We start from the raw sequence: 16,924 nt of genomic DNA, 5'->3' as shown, positions 1-16,924 counted from the left end.
CCGTTCAGGGTTGGGTGATGGGGCTGCTGCTGAGCTGCAGCTGGGGCTGGATCGGCAGGTTTGGATCCCGGGGCATCGGCAGCAGTTCTTTCAGCAACTTCGCGTAGGTGATGTTCACGCCCACCGTGGCGTTGAGCCGCCGCACCAGGCTGTTGATGAGACGGTCTTGGGTGTTGGAGAGATTGAGCTCGTTGTCGAGGCCGGTTAGATAGCGCAGCCGCACGTCACGGAAGGCCTCCAGGGCAGCCGCCACGCCTCGGCGGGCTGAACTCAGCTTGGCCAGGCTGGCTTCGTGGTTGAAGAAGGCCTGCTCCATGCGCAGGCGGATGTCGTTGCGACTGGCGGCGTATTGCTGGGCCGTGGCCGCAGCCTGTTTGGTAAGGGCCCGGGCCTGGCCAGCGGTGGTGCCGGCATCAAACAGCAGCCAGGTGAAGGTCAAACCCACCGACCAGTCCCAGCCGTTGCTGGTGCTCAGGGGCAGGGCGGTGGAACCGCAGCAGCCGCCCCCGCCAAGAGTGAAGTCGCCGAGGCTGGTTTGGGAGCTGCTGCCACCGCCGCTGGCAAACAGCGAGAGTTTCGGCAATAGACCTGCCGCGGTGGCCTGGCTCTGCTGGGCCAGGGCCGTGCGGGTGGCCAGGATCGCCTCCAGTTCGGGGTTGCCCCGGTAGGCCGCCAGCAGGCTGGCCTCCAGATCGAGGGGCCAGCGGGGCTGCACCACGATCGGGTCGCTGGGGCTGGGGGTCACGCTGGCGGGCAGGTTGAGCAGCACCGCCAGTTGGCGGCGAGCCACTGCCCGATCCGCCAGAGACTGGATAAGGGTCTCTTCGTCGGCTGCCTGAATTGCCCGGCGACGCAGCACATCGAGCCTGGGCACTAGGCCCGCCTGCTTGAGGTCGAGGGTGTCCTGCAGGATCACCAGGTCGTTGCGCAGGTTGGCGTCGTAGACGCGCACCAGCTGCTCGTCTTGCTGGAGCTGGTAGTAAGCCTCACTCACCTGCAGCTGCAGGGAGCGCAGCTGGTTGGCATAGGTGTTGCGCTGCTGCTCCAGGCTGGCGCGGGCCGCGCGCACCGAGGGCGTGCGGGCGAAGTCGAGCAGGGCGTAGTTGAGTTGCAGGCTCCCCTCAACGCCCCATTCCCCGGAGGTGGCCGCCACGGAACCGCCGTTGGGCACATAGAAGGGGCCTGCGGTGGGCACGGGTGCCCCGCCTGACGGGGAGGGGCTGAGCAGCCCTGCAGGGTCAAACAGCGGGCCGAACCCCAGGTTGTCGTTTGGCTTCTTGGAGGTGGTGGTGCTGCGAGCCCCCTCGTAGCCACCAGTGGCAAAGGCGCTGATAGTTGGCCAGTAGCTGCCCATGGCGGCCTGGACGCGGGCCAGGGCGGCAGCCACCTGCTCGCGCTGGGCCTGCAGGGTGGCGCTGTTGGCAAAGGCGATGGCCAGGGCCTGCTCCAGGCTGAGGCTGGCAACGCCGCCAGCCTGAAGCTGCTGGGGGGTGGGCAGATCCAGGGGCGGGCCGGCCACCGTGTCGGCGGGTTGAATCGGACCGGTGGCGGGTTGGTTGGCCCGGATCAGGTTGGCGGGCAGCTCCGGTGTGCTGAGCACGTCGCCTACCGGGGGCTCGGGCTCGCTAGGCAGCAGCTGATCCAGGGCCCGCAGCTGCGCATCCAGCCGCTGCCAGCTGCGCTCCAGCAGCTTGGTGCTCTGGGGCTGGGCTGGGGGCTGGGCCAGGGCAGCCGGGGCCAGTTGGGCGGGGATGACCCCGAGCCACAACAGGGCCATAACGCGCTTGCGCATTGCCACGGTGATGCAGATCAGCGCCTTGGTCGGCGCATTCTGATTGGTGCAGCGGTTCTGCGGACCTGGGGGTGTTCGGCTTCAGGGGCGGCAGCTAGCTTCCTCGGTTTGCCCAGCACACCGGCGATCAGGATTGCCACATAGAGCTGGCCCACGATCGTGATGCCCACGCTGGCGGTGAGGCTGGTGAGGCTGCCGCTTTTTAGCACCGGGCTGCCGATGGTGGTGAGGCTGGCGAAGGCGGCGCCCAGCATCGCCGGTGCATGGCCGATGCCATCGGGTAGGGCATGGCCATGGGCCGGCAGGTTGAAAGCCGCCGGGTCGAGCACCAGCAGCGAATTGAGCACGATGCCGCCGGTGAATCCCACCAGCAGATACCCGGCCGCGGCTCCCATCAGCAGGTCGCCGTTGAAGAGTGGCTCCTCGGCCAGGGCATTGACCAGGTTCCAGAGCAGCTGCAGCATCAGCATCAGCCAGACCACCAGATGCACCACGCTGAGCTGAATGGCCAGGGCTGGGTCGAATACCAGGGCCATCTGCCACATCACCTCGATCAACAGCGCCAGGAGCCAGGCGAACCCCACCACCTGGCGGCGTAGCAAAGCCTTCTTTAGCCGCTGTTTCAGCTGCTGGGGAATCGCCTCGCCCGGCGATGGCTCGAGTCTGTTTTGAGGCAAGAGGGGCGAATCCAGCAGTACGGCGACGCTGGCGATCACTAGATACACCAGGCTGACCAGCCGTGGTGCTTCCTCAAGGCCGCGCAGACCCACCAAGGCCAATACCTCAACCGCCAGGAGGCCTCTGTAAAAAGCGTGGCGCTGTTGAAGCAGGCTGCTGATCACGGCCATCGATGTGCTTCAGCTCCTGTCGAGAATTGCCAGCCAGTTCCCTTCGCCATTGCGGATGGCCTGCTCGGCCTGACGGCAGAGCATCAGCCGGCTGGCGATCCGCTCGAGTCGTTCCAGGGAGGCGGTGTTGGCGGTGGGGTCGTTGAGCTCCTGGTCCAGCTCCTGCCAGCTGAGCGGCAGCTGCAGCCCGGTGTCGGGTGGTTTTGGCAGCCCCCGGCGAATACGGATCTGCCGTTCCCATCGGCCTAGCTGGCTTGCCATGGCCTGCAGCAACTCCGCTTCGGCCCGGTGCAGCTGCACCACCAGCTGGGGATCTTGTAGGGAGGGTGGCTCGCGCACCAGGCCGCCCACCAGGGTGATCAGGCGGGAGGCAGTGGCCTCGAAATTGGCCATCAGCAGGGTGGCCGGATGGCGCTCCGGCAATGTGCCCAGCTCCTGCAGCAGCACAGGCCGCTGCCCCCGGATGGCGATCAGCTGGTTGCGCAGGGCCTGGTAGCGGCCGATTCCGATCGCTTCAACCCCCTCCCCTTGGTCGGCCGCGGCGGGATCCACCCGCGCCGCCAGGTCGCAGAAGCAGCTCTGCAGCTGGCCGAGCAGGCCGGCGACCTGGGTCATGCTGGTGTCGAGTCCGCGGGCTGGCCAAAACAGCCGCAGGCCCAGCAGCGTGATCAGCACCCCGAAGCTGGTCCAGAAAAAGCGAAGCGGAATCCAGGCGGCCAGACCGCCCTCGTGGACGAGCCAGCCCATCACGATGACGATGCCGCCCACCTTGTAGCCCACCTGCAGCTTCAGCAGGCCGCCCAGCAGGCGCAGGGCGCCGAGGGTGAGCGCGAGCGCCAGCGGCATCGGCAGGCCCCGCAACCCCTCGTAGCAGATCAGCAACAGCACCGACCCGAGCGCCGTGCCCAGCAGGCGCTGGCTGCCCAGGGCGAGCGCTCCGCCGTAGGTGCCGGTGGACACCGCCAACACCGCCAGAGAAACGTATTGGCTGTCTCCCACCCCCGACAAGCTGGCGAAAGCGTTGCCGAGCCCTGCGGTGAAGGCTGTGCGCAGGCCGTTGCGGTTGATCACAGCGGAGCCATCCGGTTCAGCCCGCCCAGGCAGGCATGCAGCGGGCGCCCCTCCTCCGCGAGAGCCAGCAGCGGCAGCAGTGGGAGCTGCTGCTGCTGGGCCAGCTGCTGCCAACGCTGGGGCTCACGCCCTGGGGTCGGCCCGGGCTCTCCGCTGAGCTGCCGCTGCAGCTCCTTCACCGCGTGCCGCAGCAGATCGGCCTGCAGGCTCTGATGTTCGGGCAGGCCGGCCACCAGCCTCTCCCAGGCGATCCAGTGAAAGTGGGCCAGCTGCCATAGCCGCAGCCGTTGCTCCCAGCCGCTGCGTTTGAGGGCCTGATGGCGGGGGCCACTGCGCTCCTGGGCCACCAGTTGCTCCATGCATTGCAGGGCGTTGGTGAGCGGTGCCGGATCCAGCGGCTCGGGCCTGGATCGTCGTTGGGCCAGCCAGTCGCTGTAGGCCTGCAGCTGGGTCTTTAGGGCGTAACGCAGGCGCCCATCGGCTGCTTTGAGTTCGCTGCTGCTGTTTTGCGGCCAGAACAGCAGGCCCACCAGGATCGCCACAATGCAACCCACCACCGTGTCGAGGGCGCGGTTGAACACGTAGTCCCAGCCCAGCGCCGTATGGCCGGGAAGCATCAGAAACATCACAGCGATCAGCGCGGCCGTGCCTAAGGCGTTCTGCCAGCCCAGAAGCTGCAGCACAGGAATCATCACCAGCATCGACACCAGGACGCCGATCCAACCGCCGAGGATGGTGTGCACCAGGAAGGTGATGAGGCCCCCCGCCACGGTGCCCAGGATTCGGCCGCTGGCGGCCTTCAGTGAGTGGTCGTCGTTATCGTCGACAACCATCACCACTGCCATCAGCGGGTACCAGGCAAATTGAATGCGTTCGGTCCAGACGGCAATGGCGGCTGTGATGAGCGCGGCTACAAATAGCTTCAGGCTGTTGCGCAGCAGCATGTTTTGCACGGTCTGAGGCAGCTCTCCCCTGAGTCGAGCTTATGGGGATCGGCCCTGTTGCGCTTGGCTTACCCGCTGCGCTTGGCTGTCGTGAGGGGGCTGATATGAGCTGGCTACCGGCGCTATTCCCCGACCTGCCCATCCTGCGGTCTCCTGCTGAAGGGTCCTTTCATCGCCATTCCGAGGTGGTCATAAACGGGATAGGTGTTGTTGGTAGCGAGGGCGATGCTGAGCACAGAAAGACATTCATTAGCTGCTCGGTCTCCTTTGGATCCAGCCAACCAGAAAACTGATGCGTTCGATGTCTATCGCCAGAGCCAGATTCATCAGGCGCACTCCCAGTTCCAGGAGCGCCTGGTTCTGCAAGAGAAGAGCCGGTGGCTGACCGCCTTGCGGCACCCCCTCCAGAGGAAGCTGTCGACATTGATGTCGGCACGCACGGCTTCGGGCCCTGTGGGCGGTTGTACCAACAGCTCCTCGCCATACCGTTTGATCTTGGTAGTTGCGATGCCCCGCGAGCCCGAACCGATGGGCACGCTGATCAACTTCTTGGCCCAGGGTGCTCTGCGTTGAACCATCACGGACAAATAATTCCTTGCTAAGTGCGAAGAAGTGCCTGATCTCTCCTCCCCCTCGCCTGGCCCCAGGTGATTGCATTCTTAGGTGGGTAAAGCGCCTCTTACTGAATGTCGGCCCGATCTCACTTGCGCCTTGCTACCAGTTCCCTTGGCCTAGTGCTATCCGGCCTGCTGAGCAGTGGGGTGATGCTGCCGGCACGTGCCCAGGTGGACAGAGCCCAACTGGGCAGCCGTCCGGTGAAGGTGGCCGCTGTCGACTTCATCCCCGCCTGGGGCGACCTTGACGGCAACATTCGCCGCCTCGTGCAGGCGGCCGAGCGCGTGGCGGCCGAGGGCGTGCAGTACTCCGTCTTTCCGGAAACGGCGATCAGCGGCTACGACTTCGCCGATCCCGCCCAGTTGGCTCCCTTTGTGGACACCATTCCAGGCAGGGCCACCGACGCATTGCTGCCGGTACTCAAGCGCACCGGGATGCTCATGAGCGTTGGCATCGCCGAAAAGGACGCTTACACCGGGATTTTTTACAACACTGCTGTGTTGCTGGGGCCTGAGGGGATCATCGGCAAATACCGCAAAAACGGCCTCAATGGTCAGGACGTGCAACTGTTCGGCCCGGGCGACACCGATGTCGGCGTGTTTGACACACCGATCGGCCGCATTGCGCTGATCATTTGCTACGACGACACCTACTGGCAGTACGACCGTTTGGCCGCCCTGCGTGGAGCCCAGATCATCGGTTGGCATTCCGTATCGGATCGGGTGATGCCTGGCACTCCAGCGGCTCAGGCGAAGGGCAATCACTCCACCGTTGCCAGCGTGCAGCACATGAGCGCCCTCAACGGTTTGTGGGTGATCGGCGCCACCCGCAGCGGCATAGAGCGCAATCCGATCAATGGCAGCCAGCTTTATTACAACGGCGGCTCCAGCATCTGGTCACCCCAGGGCCGCAAGCTGGTGCAGGCGCCGGTGGTGCCACCCGAGGTGCTGCCGCCGGGATTGAACGGTTTCTTTGCTACCACGATCATTCCGGCGGAAGCCGATGCGGTGCGCGAGCAGCGCTTGGCGGCCCGCCGGCCTTCGCTCTACAACCCGCTGCTGGCCCTGCGCCGGGCACCTTTGGACAGCACCGCCACCGCGACACCGCGACCGGTGCAGTTGGCCGCCGCCCAGTGGACGGGTAACGCCTCGCGCCTCAGCAGCAGCCAACCCCAGTTCCAGGAGCTGCTGGTGCTCCCCGAGCTATCCAGTTTGCCCAGAGGCCTAAACGCCGCTGAGATCAGCCGCCGAGCGGAGCGGCGTGGCGGCGCCTTTGAGCAGCTGTTGGCCCGGCGCGCCAAGGCCGGCAGCGGCTACCTAGTGGGGAGCTATCCCGAGCGGGATGGCTCCAAGGTGTTTCATACCGTGGCCTTGGCCGGTCCGGCCGGCACCGTGCTCGGCCGCTACCGCGCCACCCACCTCAGCGCCGCCGAGCAGACCTGGGCCAGTCCTGGGAATGCCCCCATGGTGTTGAGCACGCCGCTGGGGCGCATCGGCCTGGCCACAGCCGCCGACCTCGCCGTAACCGAGGTCACAGGGCTTTACCAGAGCCTGCGTACCGATGTGCTGGCGGTGCCCTCCGGGGATCCTGCGGCGTTGAAGGTAGAGATCGATCCCAGGCTCTATGCAGTGATCGATCCCCCCACTGGCCGCGCCGACCTCCATCCCTACCTGGCCGCCAAGCTCGGTCAGTTCTGGCTGGTGAGTGGTGGCCGGCGCGTTGGAGCGTCCACGGCCGCGGGGATCTATGGCCCTGAACCCGTGGTGCAAACCCCCACGCTCACGGCTGCCCCTGGCGCGGATGCGGTGCGCCATCGCACGGTGGTGCCGGCACCGGGCACCTGGATCAACCAGCAGCAGCTGATTGATGGCCAGCGCAACGACCTGTTCAAACCCCTGGTGCTCGATCCCGCCAACCCTTGCTTCCAGAGCTGGAAGCGGGCGGGCCATGGCCCGGTGAGCTGCCCGTGACCCCGGTTCGTGTCCAGGCAGCGGCTGCCCTTCCTGGCTGGTTGCTGCTGGGGCTGCTGTTTGGGCTCCTGATGGGGCCCTATCAGGCCATCTCCGAACTCGGTTTCCGCTTGCAGCGGGGGCTCTGGCTGGCGGCTCAGCCCCAGCCCTTGGTCGGCTGCGTGGTGGTGTTTGCGGCCACGAGCCTGCTGGTGCTGCTGGCCTGGGGGCCGCTGGCCGCGGGCCGCGGTGGCGGCACAACGGCCCTGCTCGCCCTCGATCGCGCACCCCAGGCTGAGCGCAGCGCCAAGGAGGCGCTCTGGCTGCAGCAGCTCAGCCTCGCTACCCAGCTGCGGCGGCTGCCCCTGATGCTGCTCACCCACCTCGCTGGCCTGGCGGTGGGGGTGGAGTCGCCCTCGGTGGCGCTGGGAGCCAGCGTGCTGCTGGCCATCCGCCGTCGCTGGCCTCGTTTTCAGCTGCTGGCTGCCCTGTCGCCCCAGCTGGTGGCAGTGATCGGCGGCGCGGCCGGGTTGGGGGCGGCCTTTCGCTCGCCCCTGCTGGCGGTGGCCTACGGCCTGGAAGAGCTGGGCCAGCGCAGCGGCCTGCCGCTGGTGCTGCCGGCGCTGCTGCTGGCGGGCAGTGGCACCCTGCTGGCCACCACCATGGGCCAACCGGCCCGTCTGCCTGGTCTGGATCTCGGGGCCCCGGCACCGGAGCTGTGGGGTTGGGTGGTGCTGCTCACCCTGGTGGGGGCTGCTGGCGGAAGCCTGTTTGTGCGCCTGCTGCTGCCGGCGGCGGCCTGGGTAAAACGCCTGCTGGCCAAGCGGCTGCTCGTGGGCGCCCTGCTGCTGGCCGCCAGCCTCACGCTGCTGGCGTTCGTGAGTGGCGGCCTCAGCCTCAATGACGGCTCCCTGTCCCTGGCGCCGGCACTGAGTGGTAACTCAGTGGGCTCTCCGTTCCTCTGGCTCTGGCGCCTGCTGGCCAGCGTGCTCAGCCTGGCCCTGGGGGCTCCTGGTGGCCTGATGCACGACAGCATGAGTCTGGGCGCCCTGCTGATCAGTCCGCTGCAGGGCCTGCCAGGGCTCACCAGCAACGACCTGGCCCAGCTGGCCGCGGTGGGAGCCACGGCCCTGTTCGCAGCGGCCCATGGTGCGCCACTGTTCTGCGCTGCCTTCGTCTTTACCCTTCAGGGTGATCCAGCCCTGCTGCCACTGCTAATGCTGGTGGCAGCGATTGCGGCAGCCCTGGGTGAGCGCTGGCGCGGCGAGGGCTGGAATGACCACCAGGTGCGGGTGTTGCTGGAAGCGATGCCCAGCGCCCCTCAGAACCCGAGCGCCACGCCATCGAGCCGGTGATCCACGCCGGCCTCGAGGCTGGTGCATTGGCCACTGGCGTCGCGATGAATGCGCAGCATCTGGGCTGCCCCTTGGAAGCTCACGAAGCTGTAGGAATCGCCAAGTTGATGGCCGCGGGCCACCAGTTCGTTGCCCACCTCGACGCTGAACTGCGGATCGATGTGCACCTCCCCGCTGTGCATGATCAGCTTGAAGCGCGGCGCGTCCACGGACTGCTGGGGATTCATGCCCCGATCGAGGGCGTTCACCAGGATCTGGGTGAGCCCCTGGGGGTGGGCATTGCCGCCGATCACGCCCATTAAAAATTCGGGCAGGCCCTCGCGCAGCACCATCGCCGGCAGGATCGAGTGGCGCGGTCGATGGCCGGGCGCCAGGGCATTGGGATGGCCCGGCTGGCTGGAAAACTGCGCGCCCCGGTTGTTGAGTACCACCCCCGTGTCGCTCGCCACCAGCCCCGAACCGAACGGCCCGCAGATGCTGGTCATCAGCGACACGGCGTTGCCCTCTGGATCAACGGCGCAGACATAGCTGGTGTCGCCTGCATTGGCGCCCTGGGGCCGGGTGGCGAGTCGGGCTCGGTTGGTGATGCGGCTGCGGGCGGCAGCCAGACCGGCTGAGCTGAGGGCTTGCCGCACCTGCTCCAGCATGTCGGGGGTGGGCTCACCCACCACGTCGATCGCCAGCTCGAAACCTAGGCGGATCGCCTCAATCTGGTGGTGCAGCCGCTCCGCCTCATCCATCGAGGTGAGCGGCAGGCCATCGAGGATGCCGAGGGCATGGAGCGCCACCACCCCCTGGCAATTGGGCGGCATCCCCAAAACCTCTCGGCCGCGGTAGCCCACGCTGAGGGGCTCCACCCACTCGGCGCGATGCTGCTGGGCTGCCACATCCTCAAGGGTGGTGGGCACCCCGCCGGCGCTGATTGTGGTGGCGATCGCCTCGGCCACGGGGCCTTCATAGAAGCCTTGGCGCCCCTCCCGGGCCACACGCTCAATAGTGGCCGCCAGTTGCGGCAGGAGCATCAGCTGGCCGGGCTGCGGGGCGCTGCGATCGGCCAGCAGCAGCTCTCCCAGCTGGATGGGTGCGCCGGGCCCCAGCAATGCGGCGCCAAGGTCCCAGAAGCCGGCGATCGATTCACCCACCGGATAGCCCTCGCGCGCGTAGGCGATCACTGGCTGCCACAGCTGCTGCAGCGAGCGGCTGCCGAAGCGCTCCAGCAGCGCGCACCAGCCATCCACAGCACCGGGGATCGTGATGGTGGCGGCGCCGTGCTCCGGCATCACCGGCACGGAGCCAATGCGATCGAGGCTGGCGCCGCTCGGGGCACGACCGCTGCCATTCAGCCCGAAGACCTTTTGCTCCTTGGCCGACCACACCAGCACCATGGTGTCGCCGCCCAGCCCGCTCATCATCGGCTCGGCCAGCGCCAGCATGCCGGCCATGGCCACGGCGGCATCCACCGCATTGCCGCCCTGCTCCAGCACGCGAAGACCCACCCGGGTCACCAGCGGCGAGCTGGAGCTGGCCATGGCGCGCCCGGCAAACACGGGCGAGCGGCGATGCAGAAAGGCAGGGCTTGTCATGGTTGTGCAAGTCTTGACGCAAGCTTGACAGCCAAAAGCAGTCCAGGGAAGACACCTCTTTCGCAGGCAGAGTTGCGTTGGGAAGAGATTTGGTGTCACTGAGCTGTATCGAGACCTCCCTTTCTGTTGATTTGGCGGGAGGCCTGATCGGCTCCTTTCGTGCGCCTCGCTTATGAGAATCAGCAGGTCTCAAGAGGATCTCTATGATTTGCGTCAGGAATTTGTTGACAGATAAACGTCGGCCTCCCTGAAGTAAGTCCATTGCTTAGCTGAAATATAAGCGCATTGGCAGCAATAGATCTGCCGTTTCTTCTCCGTGTCGATCGAGGAGTAGAAATCCTCCAAGCATTCGCTCCTGCGGCACGCAGCCCACCACGGTGTCTAGGCCGCGGTTGAACACGTACTTTCAGTTGAGGGCGGCGTGGCAGGGAATCATCAGCAGCAACGACACCAGCACCCCGAACCCACCGCTGGGGATTGTGTGCACCAGGAAGCTGATCAGGCCTCCCAGCACCGTGCCGGTGATGCGGTCCACAACGATCACTACCGCCATCAGCGGATACCAGAGAAACTGAATGCGCTCGCTCTAGGAGGCGATCGCCGCGGTGATGAATAGGAACTTCAGGGTGTTGCGCAGCAGCAGGTTCTGCACTGTCTGCGGCAACGCTGAGCTGGCTAGAGCTTATGGGGATCAGCCACCTTGCGCTTGGCTGTCATGAGGGGGCTTTCATGAGCTGGCTGCCGGCGCTCACTCCCGATCTGCAGGTCCTGCTGCGCCTAGGCCTGGCGGTGCTGTGTGGTTTGGCCGTGGGCATCAATCGCGCCCACCATGGCAATACCAGCCATCCCAATCGCCTGCGGGTGCATGTGCTGGTGGGCCTCAGTGCCTGTCTGATGGTGCTGGCGGCCGGTGACGACCCCCAGGCCCGCAGCCGCGTCATGCAGGGGGTAGCCACCGGAATTGGCTTCTTGGGGGCGGGCGAGATCCTGGTGCCCCCTGCTGCTGACAAGAGGGGCCTGCCTGAGGTGCGCGGACTCACCAGTGCGGCTTCGATCTGGTTTACGGCTGCCCTCGGGGTGACCGTGGCCGCCTCTACCCCCTTGCTTGCAGGGGTGGCCCTGGTTCTGGCCCTGATCACCCTGTCTCAGCGGAGCAACGGCGACTCGCGGCCAGCCATTGATCCTGCAGCAGATCAGAAGAGGAATCGATAGCGGCCATCGCCGCTACTTTCAGCTCCGTTGGATCCATCCAGCACCGGCTGGGGCCACTCCGCTTCCCAATAGCTGATGTCATCGCGATAGAAGGGCCGTCCGCCCAGTCGCTTGGTTTCAAGCTGGGTCGTGCCCATGGCAGTGATCAGGCCACCCAGCTCCATGGGGCCTAGATCGGTTTTCAGATCCTTACCGGCTGCAGCCAGCAGGATCGGCAGGCGCACCAGATGTTCTGGCCTGGTGAGCTTGCGAAACAGGGCCTGTAGGGCCAGTTGCTGCCGCTCCAGCCGGCCAATGTCGCCCATCTCATCGTGGCGAAAGCGCAGGAAGCCTTCTAGGTCTTGGCCTTTGAGATTTTGCAGGCCGGGTTGCAAGTCGATGTAGAGGCCCTGACTGTTATCGGTGTAGGCCATGCGTTTCGGCACGTCCACCTCGATGCCACCAAGGGCATCGGCCATGCGCCGGATCGCAGACAAGTTCACCACTAGGTGGTGGGTGATCGGTCGACCCAACTTGCGCGCCAATTCCCGTTTGAGCAGATCGGTGCCCCCGAGGCTGTAGAGAGCGTTGATTTTGTGGGGTCCGTAGCCTTCGGCCTCGATGTAGGTGTCCCGAGGTACCTGGGTGATCCGGGTGATGCCCCCATCCACCCGCAGGCTGGCGATCACATCGGTGTTGCCACCACCCACATCGGTGCCGAGCAGCAGGATGTCTTGATTGGTGATGCCGCTCCAGGCCGCGAACGGATTGGTGATGGCGTTACTTGCGCCTGAGGCGGTGTCGCTGAGCAGTTCGGAGAGGGGACCCGCCAGCAACAGGCCTCCGCCGAGGCCGACCCCGATCGCCAGCAGGACGGCACCGCGTTTACTCCGCTTGCGGGGCCGCTTGGCCGGAGGGGTTCTCATCCCCTGAAAGCTATTGCACCAAGCGAACCTTTCACAAATGGGGGCTGGCCGTTGCCCAGAGCGGCCAGGCTCGAACGAGTTGATGAAGCTGTTGAGGCAGGCTTGCAGGGGCTGCTGTGGCAAAAAAGCAGAGACCACTGCCAAGAATTCACCCAGCGCCTCAGCCGGCGCGACAAATCGATCGTTACTGCGCCGAAAGGTTTAGATCCTGAACTGGATCTGCCCCAAGATCGTGCTGCTGCCGGTCACGATGAACTGAATGCCGATCGCCAAGGTGAACAAGCCCATTACTTTGATTAGCACTGTCATGCCCACATGACCCAGCATCAGCGTGAGGCGGGCGGCGAACACGAACATCAGCGCGATGATCAGAGCCGTCGCCAAAATCGCAGCAAACAGCTCGATGTGTTGATTGAAGCTGGTGGCGCTGTTGGCATAGACCGTGATCGTCGACATCGTGCCGGCACCAGTGGTGAGCGGTAGCGAGATCGGCACGATCGCTGAGGAGGCCATCTGCCCCATATCCATGTGGCTTACGTCGCAGTTCTTCTCGTGTGAGTCGCCCGGAGCTGTTGCATTTAGCATTTTTAGGCCGCTCGCCCCCAGCAACAAGCCACCGGCGATCTGGAATGCGCTAACTCCGATACCAAAGAACTGGAGCACCGCCGTGCCGAGGAAGTAGGCACCCAGCATGATCAGCAAACTTGAGAAGCTGGCAAGCGTGATCACGCGACTTACCTGGCGATTCGGCAACCCCTCGCTGAGGGTAAGGAAGGGCCCTATGGCCGGGAAGTTGTTGGCCACGGCGAACAGCCCCAGCAGGTAGTGCTGAAAGGTGCTGGGTAGAAGTAAATCGTGATTGAGCGCCATGGGGAAAAGCGGTGTAGCCCCATCATTCCGCGAGCCACTGCCGATGATCAACTCTGCAAAAAAATAACCCTGCCGTGGAGCTTCCGCGGCAGGGTTGGTGTAGCTCAGCTCAGAGCCGGAGAGCTTGGCGTACAGGCTGATGGGTTGGTTTTACCAGCGGTTGCCGCCACCACCGCCATATCCGCCGCCACCACCGCCGCCACCACCGCCGCCGCCATATCCACCACCACCGCCACCACGATTGCCACCGCCACCGCCACCGCCGTAGCCCCCACGGCCGCCACCACCGCCGCCACCACCGCCGCCACCTTCACGGGGAGTGGCTTTGTTGACGCGAATCATGCGCCCCATCCATTCGACGTCTTGAAGGTCGTCAATGGCCTTTTGTTCGGCCGCATCGTCGGCTAACTCGACAAAGGCGAAGCCCCGCTTGCGACCGGTTTCCCGGTCAAGGGGCAGGCTGCACTGGCGCACCTCTCCGTATTGGCCGAAGAGATCAAGCAAGTCCTCGCGTTCGGCTTGGAACGAAAGATTGCCAACGTAGATAGTCATTAATGAAGCAAATCCTGGAACTGATTCGGACGTGGCTGCGGTTCTTAGTGGCCCTAGTGGGAGCTAGGGGTGCCAAAAGACAGGCCGTACCCTTTGAATCATGGCCAACAATACTGGGTGGTTTGGCCCCTAGCTGGCACTCGCGGAGCGTTTCATGGAGAACCGTAAAGCGGTTCTGAAGAGACTGTGAGGTTCAACCGGTGATCCCGGATGTCGTCCCAATGTCAGCAAACTCTGATCAACGCAGACCCATGATCACAGCGCCTGTGCCTTGGAGCCTCGCCTGGCGTGAGGATGGCGAGCTTGCCACCCAGGATCGTTTTGACCTGCTGCAGAGCCTGGTTGCTTGCGAAAGTGCAGAGACTCAATCGACGTTGATCGCGGCCGTGGAGCAGTTATCGATTACTGATTTGACCAGCCTGAGTGTGGGAGGCGTGACCAGTCTTTGCGCCTGAGAGCTAGGTGCTGGGCTTGCTCACGGAGCGCTGGTCCAAGTTCCGCCCGCAGGCGTCATGGGCGTCCTCCACGTCGCTGCCCTTGGCAACTCGCTCACCAACGCAGGCGCAGGTGCGATCGAGTTGGGCAGCGGGGGCAACTTTGCCCTCTCTATGCAGTTCGGCTTGGTAAGCCGACATGCAGAAGGCTTTCACTACCTCGGCAACGCTGATAGAGCGGCTGGCTGGAACCAAGGACACCAGCCCCAGGCAAAGCAGTCCGATTAGGACCGGGCGCGGGGGGCTGAGGTTCATAGAGCAAAAGGGCGGAAGCCCGAGGCGTTCACCCCTGGAACCTGGAAAGTTGCAGGGGTTTGTTCATCACCCGAAGTTGGCGCAGACCCTGAAAAACGTCCTCGGGCATGCCCTTGGGTAGGTCCACGGTGCTGTGGGTGTCGAAGATCTGGATGCGGCCGATGGCTCGCCCGTTCAGACCAGCCTCATTGGCAATGGCACCCACGATGTTGCCGGGCTTGATGCGGTCGCGCCAGCCCAGTTCCACCCGGAAGCGCTCCATGTGATCTTCTGGCGGACCCACGGGGCGTTCGCCCCTGGGAGCTCCCCGGCCCACATCACGGCCAACCTCCCGACCCATTTCCCGGCCCCGTCCCCGGTCCCGGCCGAAGTCGCGACCGCCATCCCTACCGCCATCGCGGCCTCCATCGCGGCCAGGACCGTTCTGACGCACTTGTTGGAAGTTCTCTTCGCCCTGCAACAGCAGGGGCTTGCCCACCAGGCTCAGCTCGAGGGCCGCCAGGGCTAACTGCTCAGGGCTGGAGCCCAGCTCCTGGCCTACCCGTTGCAGGATTTCGCTGAGTAGGGCCCGTTCCTGCTCGCTGCTGGCTGGCATTTGCAGGCAGTTAGTGAGCTTGGTGCGCATCCGGTCGAGCCGGTTTTGATTGATGGTGGCGTTGCTTGGCACCTCCATCTCTTCGATCGGCTTGCCCACGGCCCGCTCCATGCCGCCCAGGAAGCGGCGCTCCCTCGGGGTTAGGAACAGGATGGCGTCGCCGCTGCGGCCAGCCCGACCGGTTCGGCCAATTCGGTGGACATAGGCCTCCGAATCGAAGGGGATGTCGTAGTTGATCACCAGGCTGATCCGATCTACATCGAGTCCGCGGGCAGCCACATCGGTGGCCACCAGTACGTCGACCTGGCCGCTCTTAAGCCGCTCGATGGTGCGCTCTCGCTGGGCTTGGGGCACGTCGCCGTTGAGCACGGCAACGTCGTAACCGTGCTGTTCAAGCGATTCGGCCACGGTGAGGGTGATCGCCTTGGTCCGGGCAAAAATGATCACACCCTCACTGGTCTCTGCCTCCAGTACCCGCTCCAGGGCTGCTTGCTTGTGGGGCGCATGCACCATCAAGAAACGCTGACGGATGCGGCTGGCATCTGCGGCCTTTTGCTTAATCGTGATCTCAGCAGGAGCGTTGAGATATTTCTGCGAAATGCGCCGGATTTCGGCCGGCATGGTGGCAGAGAACAGCACCACTTGACGCTGCTCAGGTAGTTGTTCGAGCACCCATTCGACGTCATCGATGAAGCCCATGCGCAGCATTTCATCGGCCTCGTCCAGCACCAGAGCGCGAAGACTGGAGAGATCGAGGGTGCCTTGACGCATGTGGTCCATCACCCGGCCGGGGGTGCCCACCACGATTTGTACGCCGCGCTTGAGCTGATGGATCTGGTCGCGGAAATCAGCGCCGCCGTAGATCGCCAGGGTGCGTACACCAGGTAGGTGGCTGGCATAGCTGTTAAAGGCGTCGGCTACCTGCAGGGCCAATTCCCTTGTTGGGGCGAGCACCAGCACCTGGGGCTTGCGCTGCTCGGGATCTAGGGCCGCCAGCATTGGCAGGGCGAAGGCAGCGGTTTTGCCGGTGCCTGTTTGGGCCTGTCCCACCAGGTCGCGGCCGAGCATCAGCTCAGGGATGGCGGCCTTTTGAATTGGTGAGGGCTCCTGATAGCCGATGGCTTCAAGGGCCTTCAGCAGTTCTGGGCCAAAGCCAAAGCGGGCAAAGCCCGAGGCAGTGGTTGGTTCTGTCTTGATTTCAGCTGTGCTGTTTTCAACTGAAATCAACTCAGCTGAATTGATTTCGGGGGTGTTGTTTTCAGTTGTTTGGGAGGGCGCGTCAATGTCGACGGAGCAAGCAAAGCTGCCGCCGTTGGCGTGTTCGGTCACGGGATGCAAAAGGCCTGGTTAATCAGGGCTTGGTGAAGTCCTTGAACGCAGGCCGGCAGAAACCCAATGGAGCCTAGAAATACTGAACGGATGGGCCGTTGCGGGGCAACTGAAGCTGCACTGCTTTACCCGATGTTCAGTTGTTCAGACCCTCAATTAACAAAACTGCCCTGCCCTTGAAAAAGGCTGAAAACAAATATTATCACCTCCCCGTCCGCTTCAGTTGCGGCCGAAGTCGTCCGCCAGGCGCTCGATGTCCGCTTCGCTCAGCCAGCCACCACGCTGCACCTCCACGATCTCCAGATCCGCCATACCTCCTTGGGCCCGGTGAATTGCCCCTTGGGGGATGAAGACGCTGGTCCCTGCCGTTGCGGTGATGGCCTCCTCCCCCACCTGTAGTTCACCGTCGCCGGCCACCACCACCCAATGCTCACAGCGGTGGTGGTGGCGTTGCAGGCTCAGCCGCTGGCCGCGGTGGATCAGTAGCCGTTTGACCAGGTATTGATCACCGCTGGCCAGCTGTTCAAACCAGCCCCAGGGACGTAACACCCGACC

Annotated in this window: 17 protein-coding genes; 5 read left to right on the top strand and 12 right to left on the bottom strand. The window is 64.6% G+C overall.

Annotation, left to right across the window (positions count from 1 at the left end):
- Positions 1-4: 4 nt before the first annotated feature.
- The 4 genes from KBY75_RS01995 to KBY75_RS01980 are packed head-to-tail and all read right to left on the bottom strand — an operon-like array spanning position 5 to position 4,655.
- Complete coding sequence (locus KBY75_RS01995; protein ID WP_254936066.1) at positions 5-1,792, bottom strand: TolC family protein; 1,788 nt, start codon at positions 1,790-1,792, stop codon at positions 5-7.
- Between the two features lie 17 nt (positions 1,793-1,809).
- Positions 1,810-2,640: a hypothetical protein gene (locus tag KBY75_RS01990; RefSeq protein ID WP_255022768.1), complete on the bottom strand. Its 831-nt coding sequence runs from the start codon at positions 2,638-2,640 to the stop codon at positions 1,810-1,812.
- A gap of 9 nt (positions 2,641-2,649) precedes the next feature.
- Positions 2,650-3,711, bottom strand: a complete 1,062-nt coding sequence (locus tag KBY75_RS01985) for an FUSC family protein (RefSeq protein ID WP_255022767.1) — start codon at positions 3,709-3,711, stop codon at positions 2,650-2,652.
- Positions 3,708-4,655 (bottom strand): aromatic acid exporter family protein, encoded by a 948-nt coding sequence (locus KBY75_RS01980; RefSeq protein ID WP_255022861.1) that lies wholly within the window; start codon positions 4,653-4,655, stop codon positions 3,708-3,710. Before KBY75_RS01980 ends, KBY75_RS01985 begins: the two co-directional genes overlap by 4 nt.
- 267 nt (positions 4,656-4,922) lie before the next feature.
- On the opposite strand from KBY75_RS01980, the gene KBY75_RS01975 reads away from it, so the two are divergent.
- The 3 genes from KBY75_RS01975 to KBY75_RS01965 all read left to right on the top strand — a co-directional run bounded on the left by KBY75_RS01975 (position 4,923) and on the right by KBY75_RS01965 (position 8,574).
- Positions 4,923-5,228 carry a hypothetical protein gene (locus KBY75_RS01975; RefSeq protein WP_255022766.1) on the top strand — a complete coding sequence of 102 codons (306 nt, stop codon included), beginning with the start codon at positions 4,923-4,925 and terminating at the stop codon, positions 5,226-5,228.
- Positions 5,229-5,341: 113 nt separating this feature from the next.
- Positions 5,342-7,240: a carbon-nitrogen hydrolase family protein gene (locus tag KBY75_RS01970; RefSeq protein WP_255022765.1), complete on the top strand. Its 1,899-nt coding sequence runs from the start codon at positions 5,342-5,344 to the stop codon at positions 7,238-7,240.
- A complete protein-coding gene (locus KBY75_RS01965; protein WP_255022764.1) occupies positions 7,237-8,574 on the top strand; it encodes a chloride channel protein in 1,338 nt (445 codons plus the stop codon). Before KBY75_RS01970 ends, KBY75_RS01965 begins: the two co-directional genes overlap by 4 nt.
- On the opposite strand, the gene KBY75_RS01960 is transcribed toward KBY75_RS01965, so the two are convergent.
- Both KBY75_RS01960 and KBY75_RS01955 read right to left on the bottom strand, forming a co-directional pair.
- Complete coding sequence (locus KBY75_RS01960) at positions 8,541-10,157, bottom strand: gamma-glutamyltransferase family protein (protein ID WP_255022763.1); 1,617 nt, start codon at positions 10,155-10,157, stop codon at positions 8,541-8,543. The two genes, KBY75_RS01965 and KBY75_RS01960, sit on opposite strands and share 34 nt — an antisense overlap.
- 406 nt (positions 10,158-10,563) lie before the next feature.
- Positions 10,564-10,710 (bottom strand): hypothetical protein, encoded by a 147-nt coding sequence (locus tag KBY75_RS01955; RefSeq protein WP_255022762.1) that lies wholly within the window; start codon positions 10,708-10,710, stop codon positions 10,564-10,566.
- A gap of 176 nt (positions 10,711-10,886) precedes the next feature.
- On the opposite strand from KBY75_RS01955, the gene KBY75_RS01950 reads away from it, so the two are divergent.
- Positions 10,887-11,369 (top strand): MgtC/SapB family protein, encoded by a 483-nt coding sequence (locus KBY75_RS01950; protein WP_254936072.1) that lies wholly within the window; start codon positions 10,887-10,889, stop codon positions 11,367-11,369.
- On the opposite strand, the gene KBY75_RS01945 is transcribed toward KBY75_RS01950, so the two are convergent.
- The 3 genes from KBY75_RS01945 to KBY75_RS01935 all read right to left on the bottom strand — a co-directional run bounded on the left by KBY75_RS01945 (position 11,351) and on the right by KBY75_RS01935 (position 13,696).
- Positions 11,351-12,274, bottom strand: coding sequence for an LCP family protein (locus tag KBY75_RS01945; RefSeq protein WP_255022761.1), 924 nt, complete (start codon positions 12,272-12,274; stop codon positions 11,351-11,353). The two genes, KBY75_RS01950 and KBY75_RS01945, sit on opposite strands and share 19 nt — an antisense overlap.
- Positions 12,275-12,475: 201 nt before the next feature.
- The gene (locus KBY75_RS01940) at positions 12,476-13,195 is read right to left on the bottom strand and encodes a MarC family protein (RefSeq protein WP_255022760.1); all 720 of its coding nucleotides are present in this window, start codon (positions 13,193-13,195) and stop codon (positions 12,476-12,478) included.
- A 99-nt stretch (positions 13,196-13,294) separates the two neighbouring features.
- Entirely contained in the window at positions 13,295-13,696 is a 402-nt protein-coding gene (locus tag KBY75_RS01935; protein WP_255022759.1) for an RNA-binding protein, read from the bottom strand.
- A gap of 251 nt (positions 13,697-13,947) precedes the next feature.
- Between KBY75_RS01935 and KBY75_RS01930 the strand changes: the two genes are divergently transcribed.
- The gene (locus KBY75_RS01930) at positions 13,948-14,151 is read left to right on the top strand and encodes a hypothetical protein (protein ID WP_255022758.1); all 204 of its coding nucleotides are present in this window, start codon (positions 13,948-13,950) and stop codon (positions 14,149-14,151) included.
- Positions 14,152-14,154: 3 nt separating this feature from the next.
- On the opposite strand, the gene KBY75_RS01925 is transcribed toward KBY75_RS01930, so the two are convergent.
- The 3 genes from KBY75_RS01925 to KBY75_RS01915 all read right to left on the bottom strand — a co-directional run bounded on the left by KBY75_RS01925 (position 14,155) and on the right by KBY75_RS01915 (position 16,918).
- The gene (locus tag KBY75_RS01925; RefSeq protein ID WP_255022757.1) at positions 14,155-14,391 is read right to left on the bottom strand and encodes a hypothetical protein; all 237 of its coding nucleotides are present in this window, start codon (positions 14,389-14,391) and stop codon (positions 14,155-14,157) included.
- 82 nt (positions 14,392-14,473) lie between these two features.
- Positions 14,474-16,369 (bottom strand): DEAD/DEAH box helicase, encoded by a 1,896-nt coding sequence (locus tag KBY75_RS01920; RefSeq protein WP_255022756.1) that lies wholly within the window; start codon positions 16,367-16,369, stop codon positions 14,474-14,476.
- Between the two features lie 219 nt (positions 16,370-16,588).
- Complete coding sequence (locus KBY75_RS01915) at positions 16,589-16,918, bottom strand: phosphomannose isomerase type II C-terminal cupin domain (protein ID WP_255022755.1); 330 nt, start codon at positions 16,916-16,918, stop codon at positions 16,589-16,591.
- Positions 16,919-16,924 lie beyond the last annotated feature (6 nt).

Source organism: Cyanobium sp. T1G-Tous (genome assembly GCF_024345455.1).
GTDB lineage: Bacteria > Cyanobacteriota > Cyanobacteriia > PCC-6307 > Cyanobiaceae > Cyanobium_A.
This window is presented reverse-complemented; position numbering and strand designations above follow the sequence as displayed.

Excerpts from the sequence above, each read along its gene's own strand:
- KBY75_RS01945 (WP_255022761.1), bottom strand. The coding sequence starts at position 12,274 with ATGAGAACCCCTCCGGCCAAGCGGCCCCGCAAGCGGAGTAAACGCGGT.
- KBY75_RS01960 (WP_255022763.1), bottom strand. The coding sequence starts at position 10,157 with ATGACAAGCCCTGCCTTTCTGCATCGCCGCTCGCCCGTGTTTGCCGGG.
- KBY75_RS01955 (WP_255022762.1), bottom strand. The coding sequence starts at position 10,710 with ATGGCGGTAGTGATCGTTGTGGACCGCATCACCGGCACGGTGCTGGGA.
- KBY75_RS01950 (WP_254936072.1), top strand. The coding sequence starts at position 10,887 with ATGAGCTGGCTGCCGGCGCTCACTCCCGATCTGCAGGTCCTGCTGCGC.
- KBY75_RS01930 (WP_255022758.1), top strand. The coding sequence starts at position 13,948 with ATGATCACAGCGCCTGTGCCTTGGAGCCTCGCCTGGCGTGAGGATGGC.
- KBY75_RS01980 (WP_255022861.1), bottom strand. The coding sequence starts at position 4,655 with ATGCTGCTGCGCAACAGCCTGAAGCTATTTGTAGCCGCGCTCATCACA.
- KBY75_RS01995 (WP_254936066.1), bottom strand. The coding sequence starts at position 1,792 with ATGCGCAAGCGCGTTATGGCCCTGTTGTGGCTCGGGGTCATCCCCGCC.
- KBY75_RS01935 (WP_255022759.1), bottom strand. The coding sequence starts at position 13,696 with ATGACTATCTACGTTGGCAATCTTTCGTTCCAAGCCGAACGCGAGGAC.
- KBY75_RS01970 (WP_255022765.1), top strand. The coding sequence starts at position 5,342 with ATGTCGGCCCGATCTCACTTGCGCCTTGCTACCAGTTCCCTTGGCCTA.
- KBY75_RS01990 (WP_255022768.1), bottom strand. The coding sequence starts at position 2,640 with ATGGCCGTGATCAGCAGCCTGCTTCAACAGCGCCACGCTTTTTACAGA.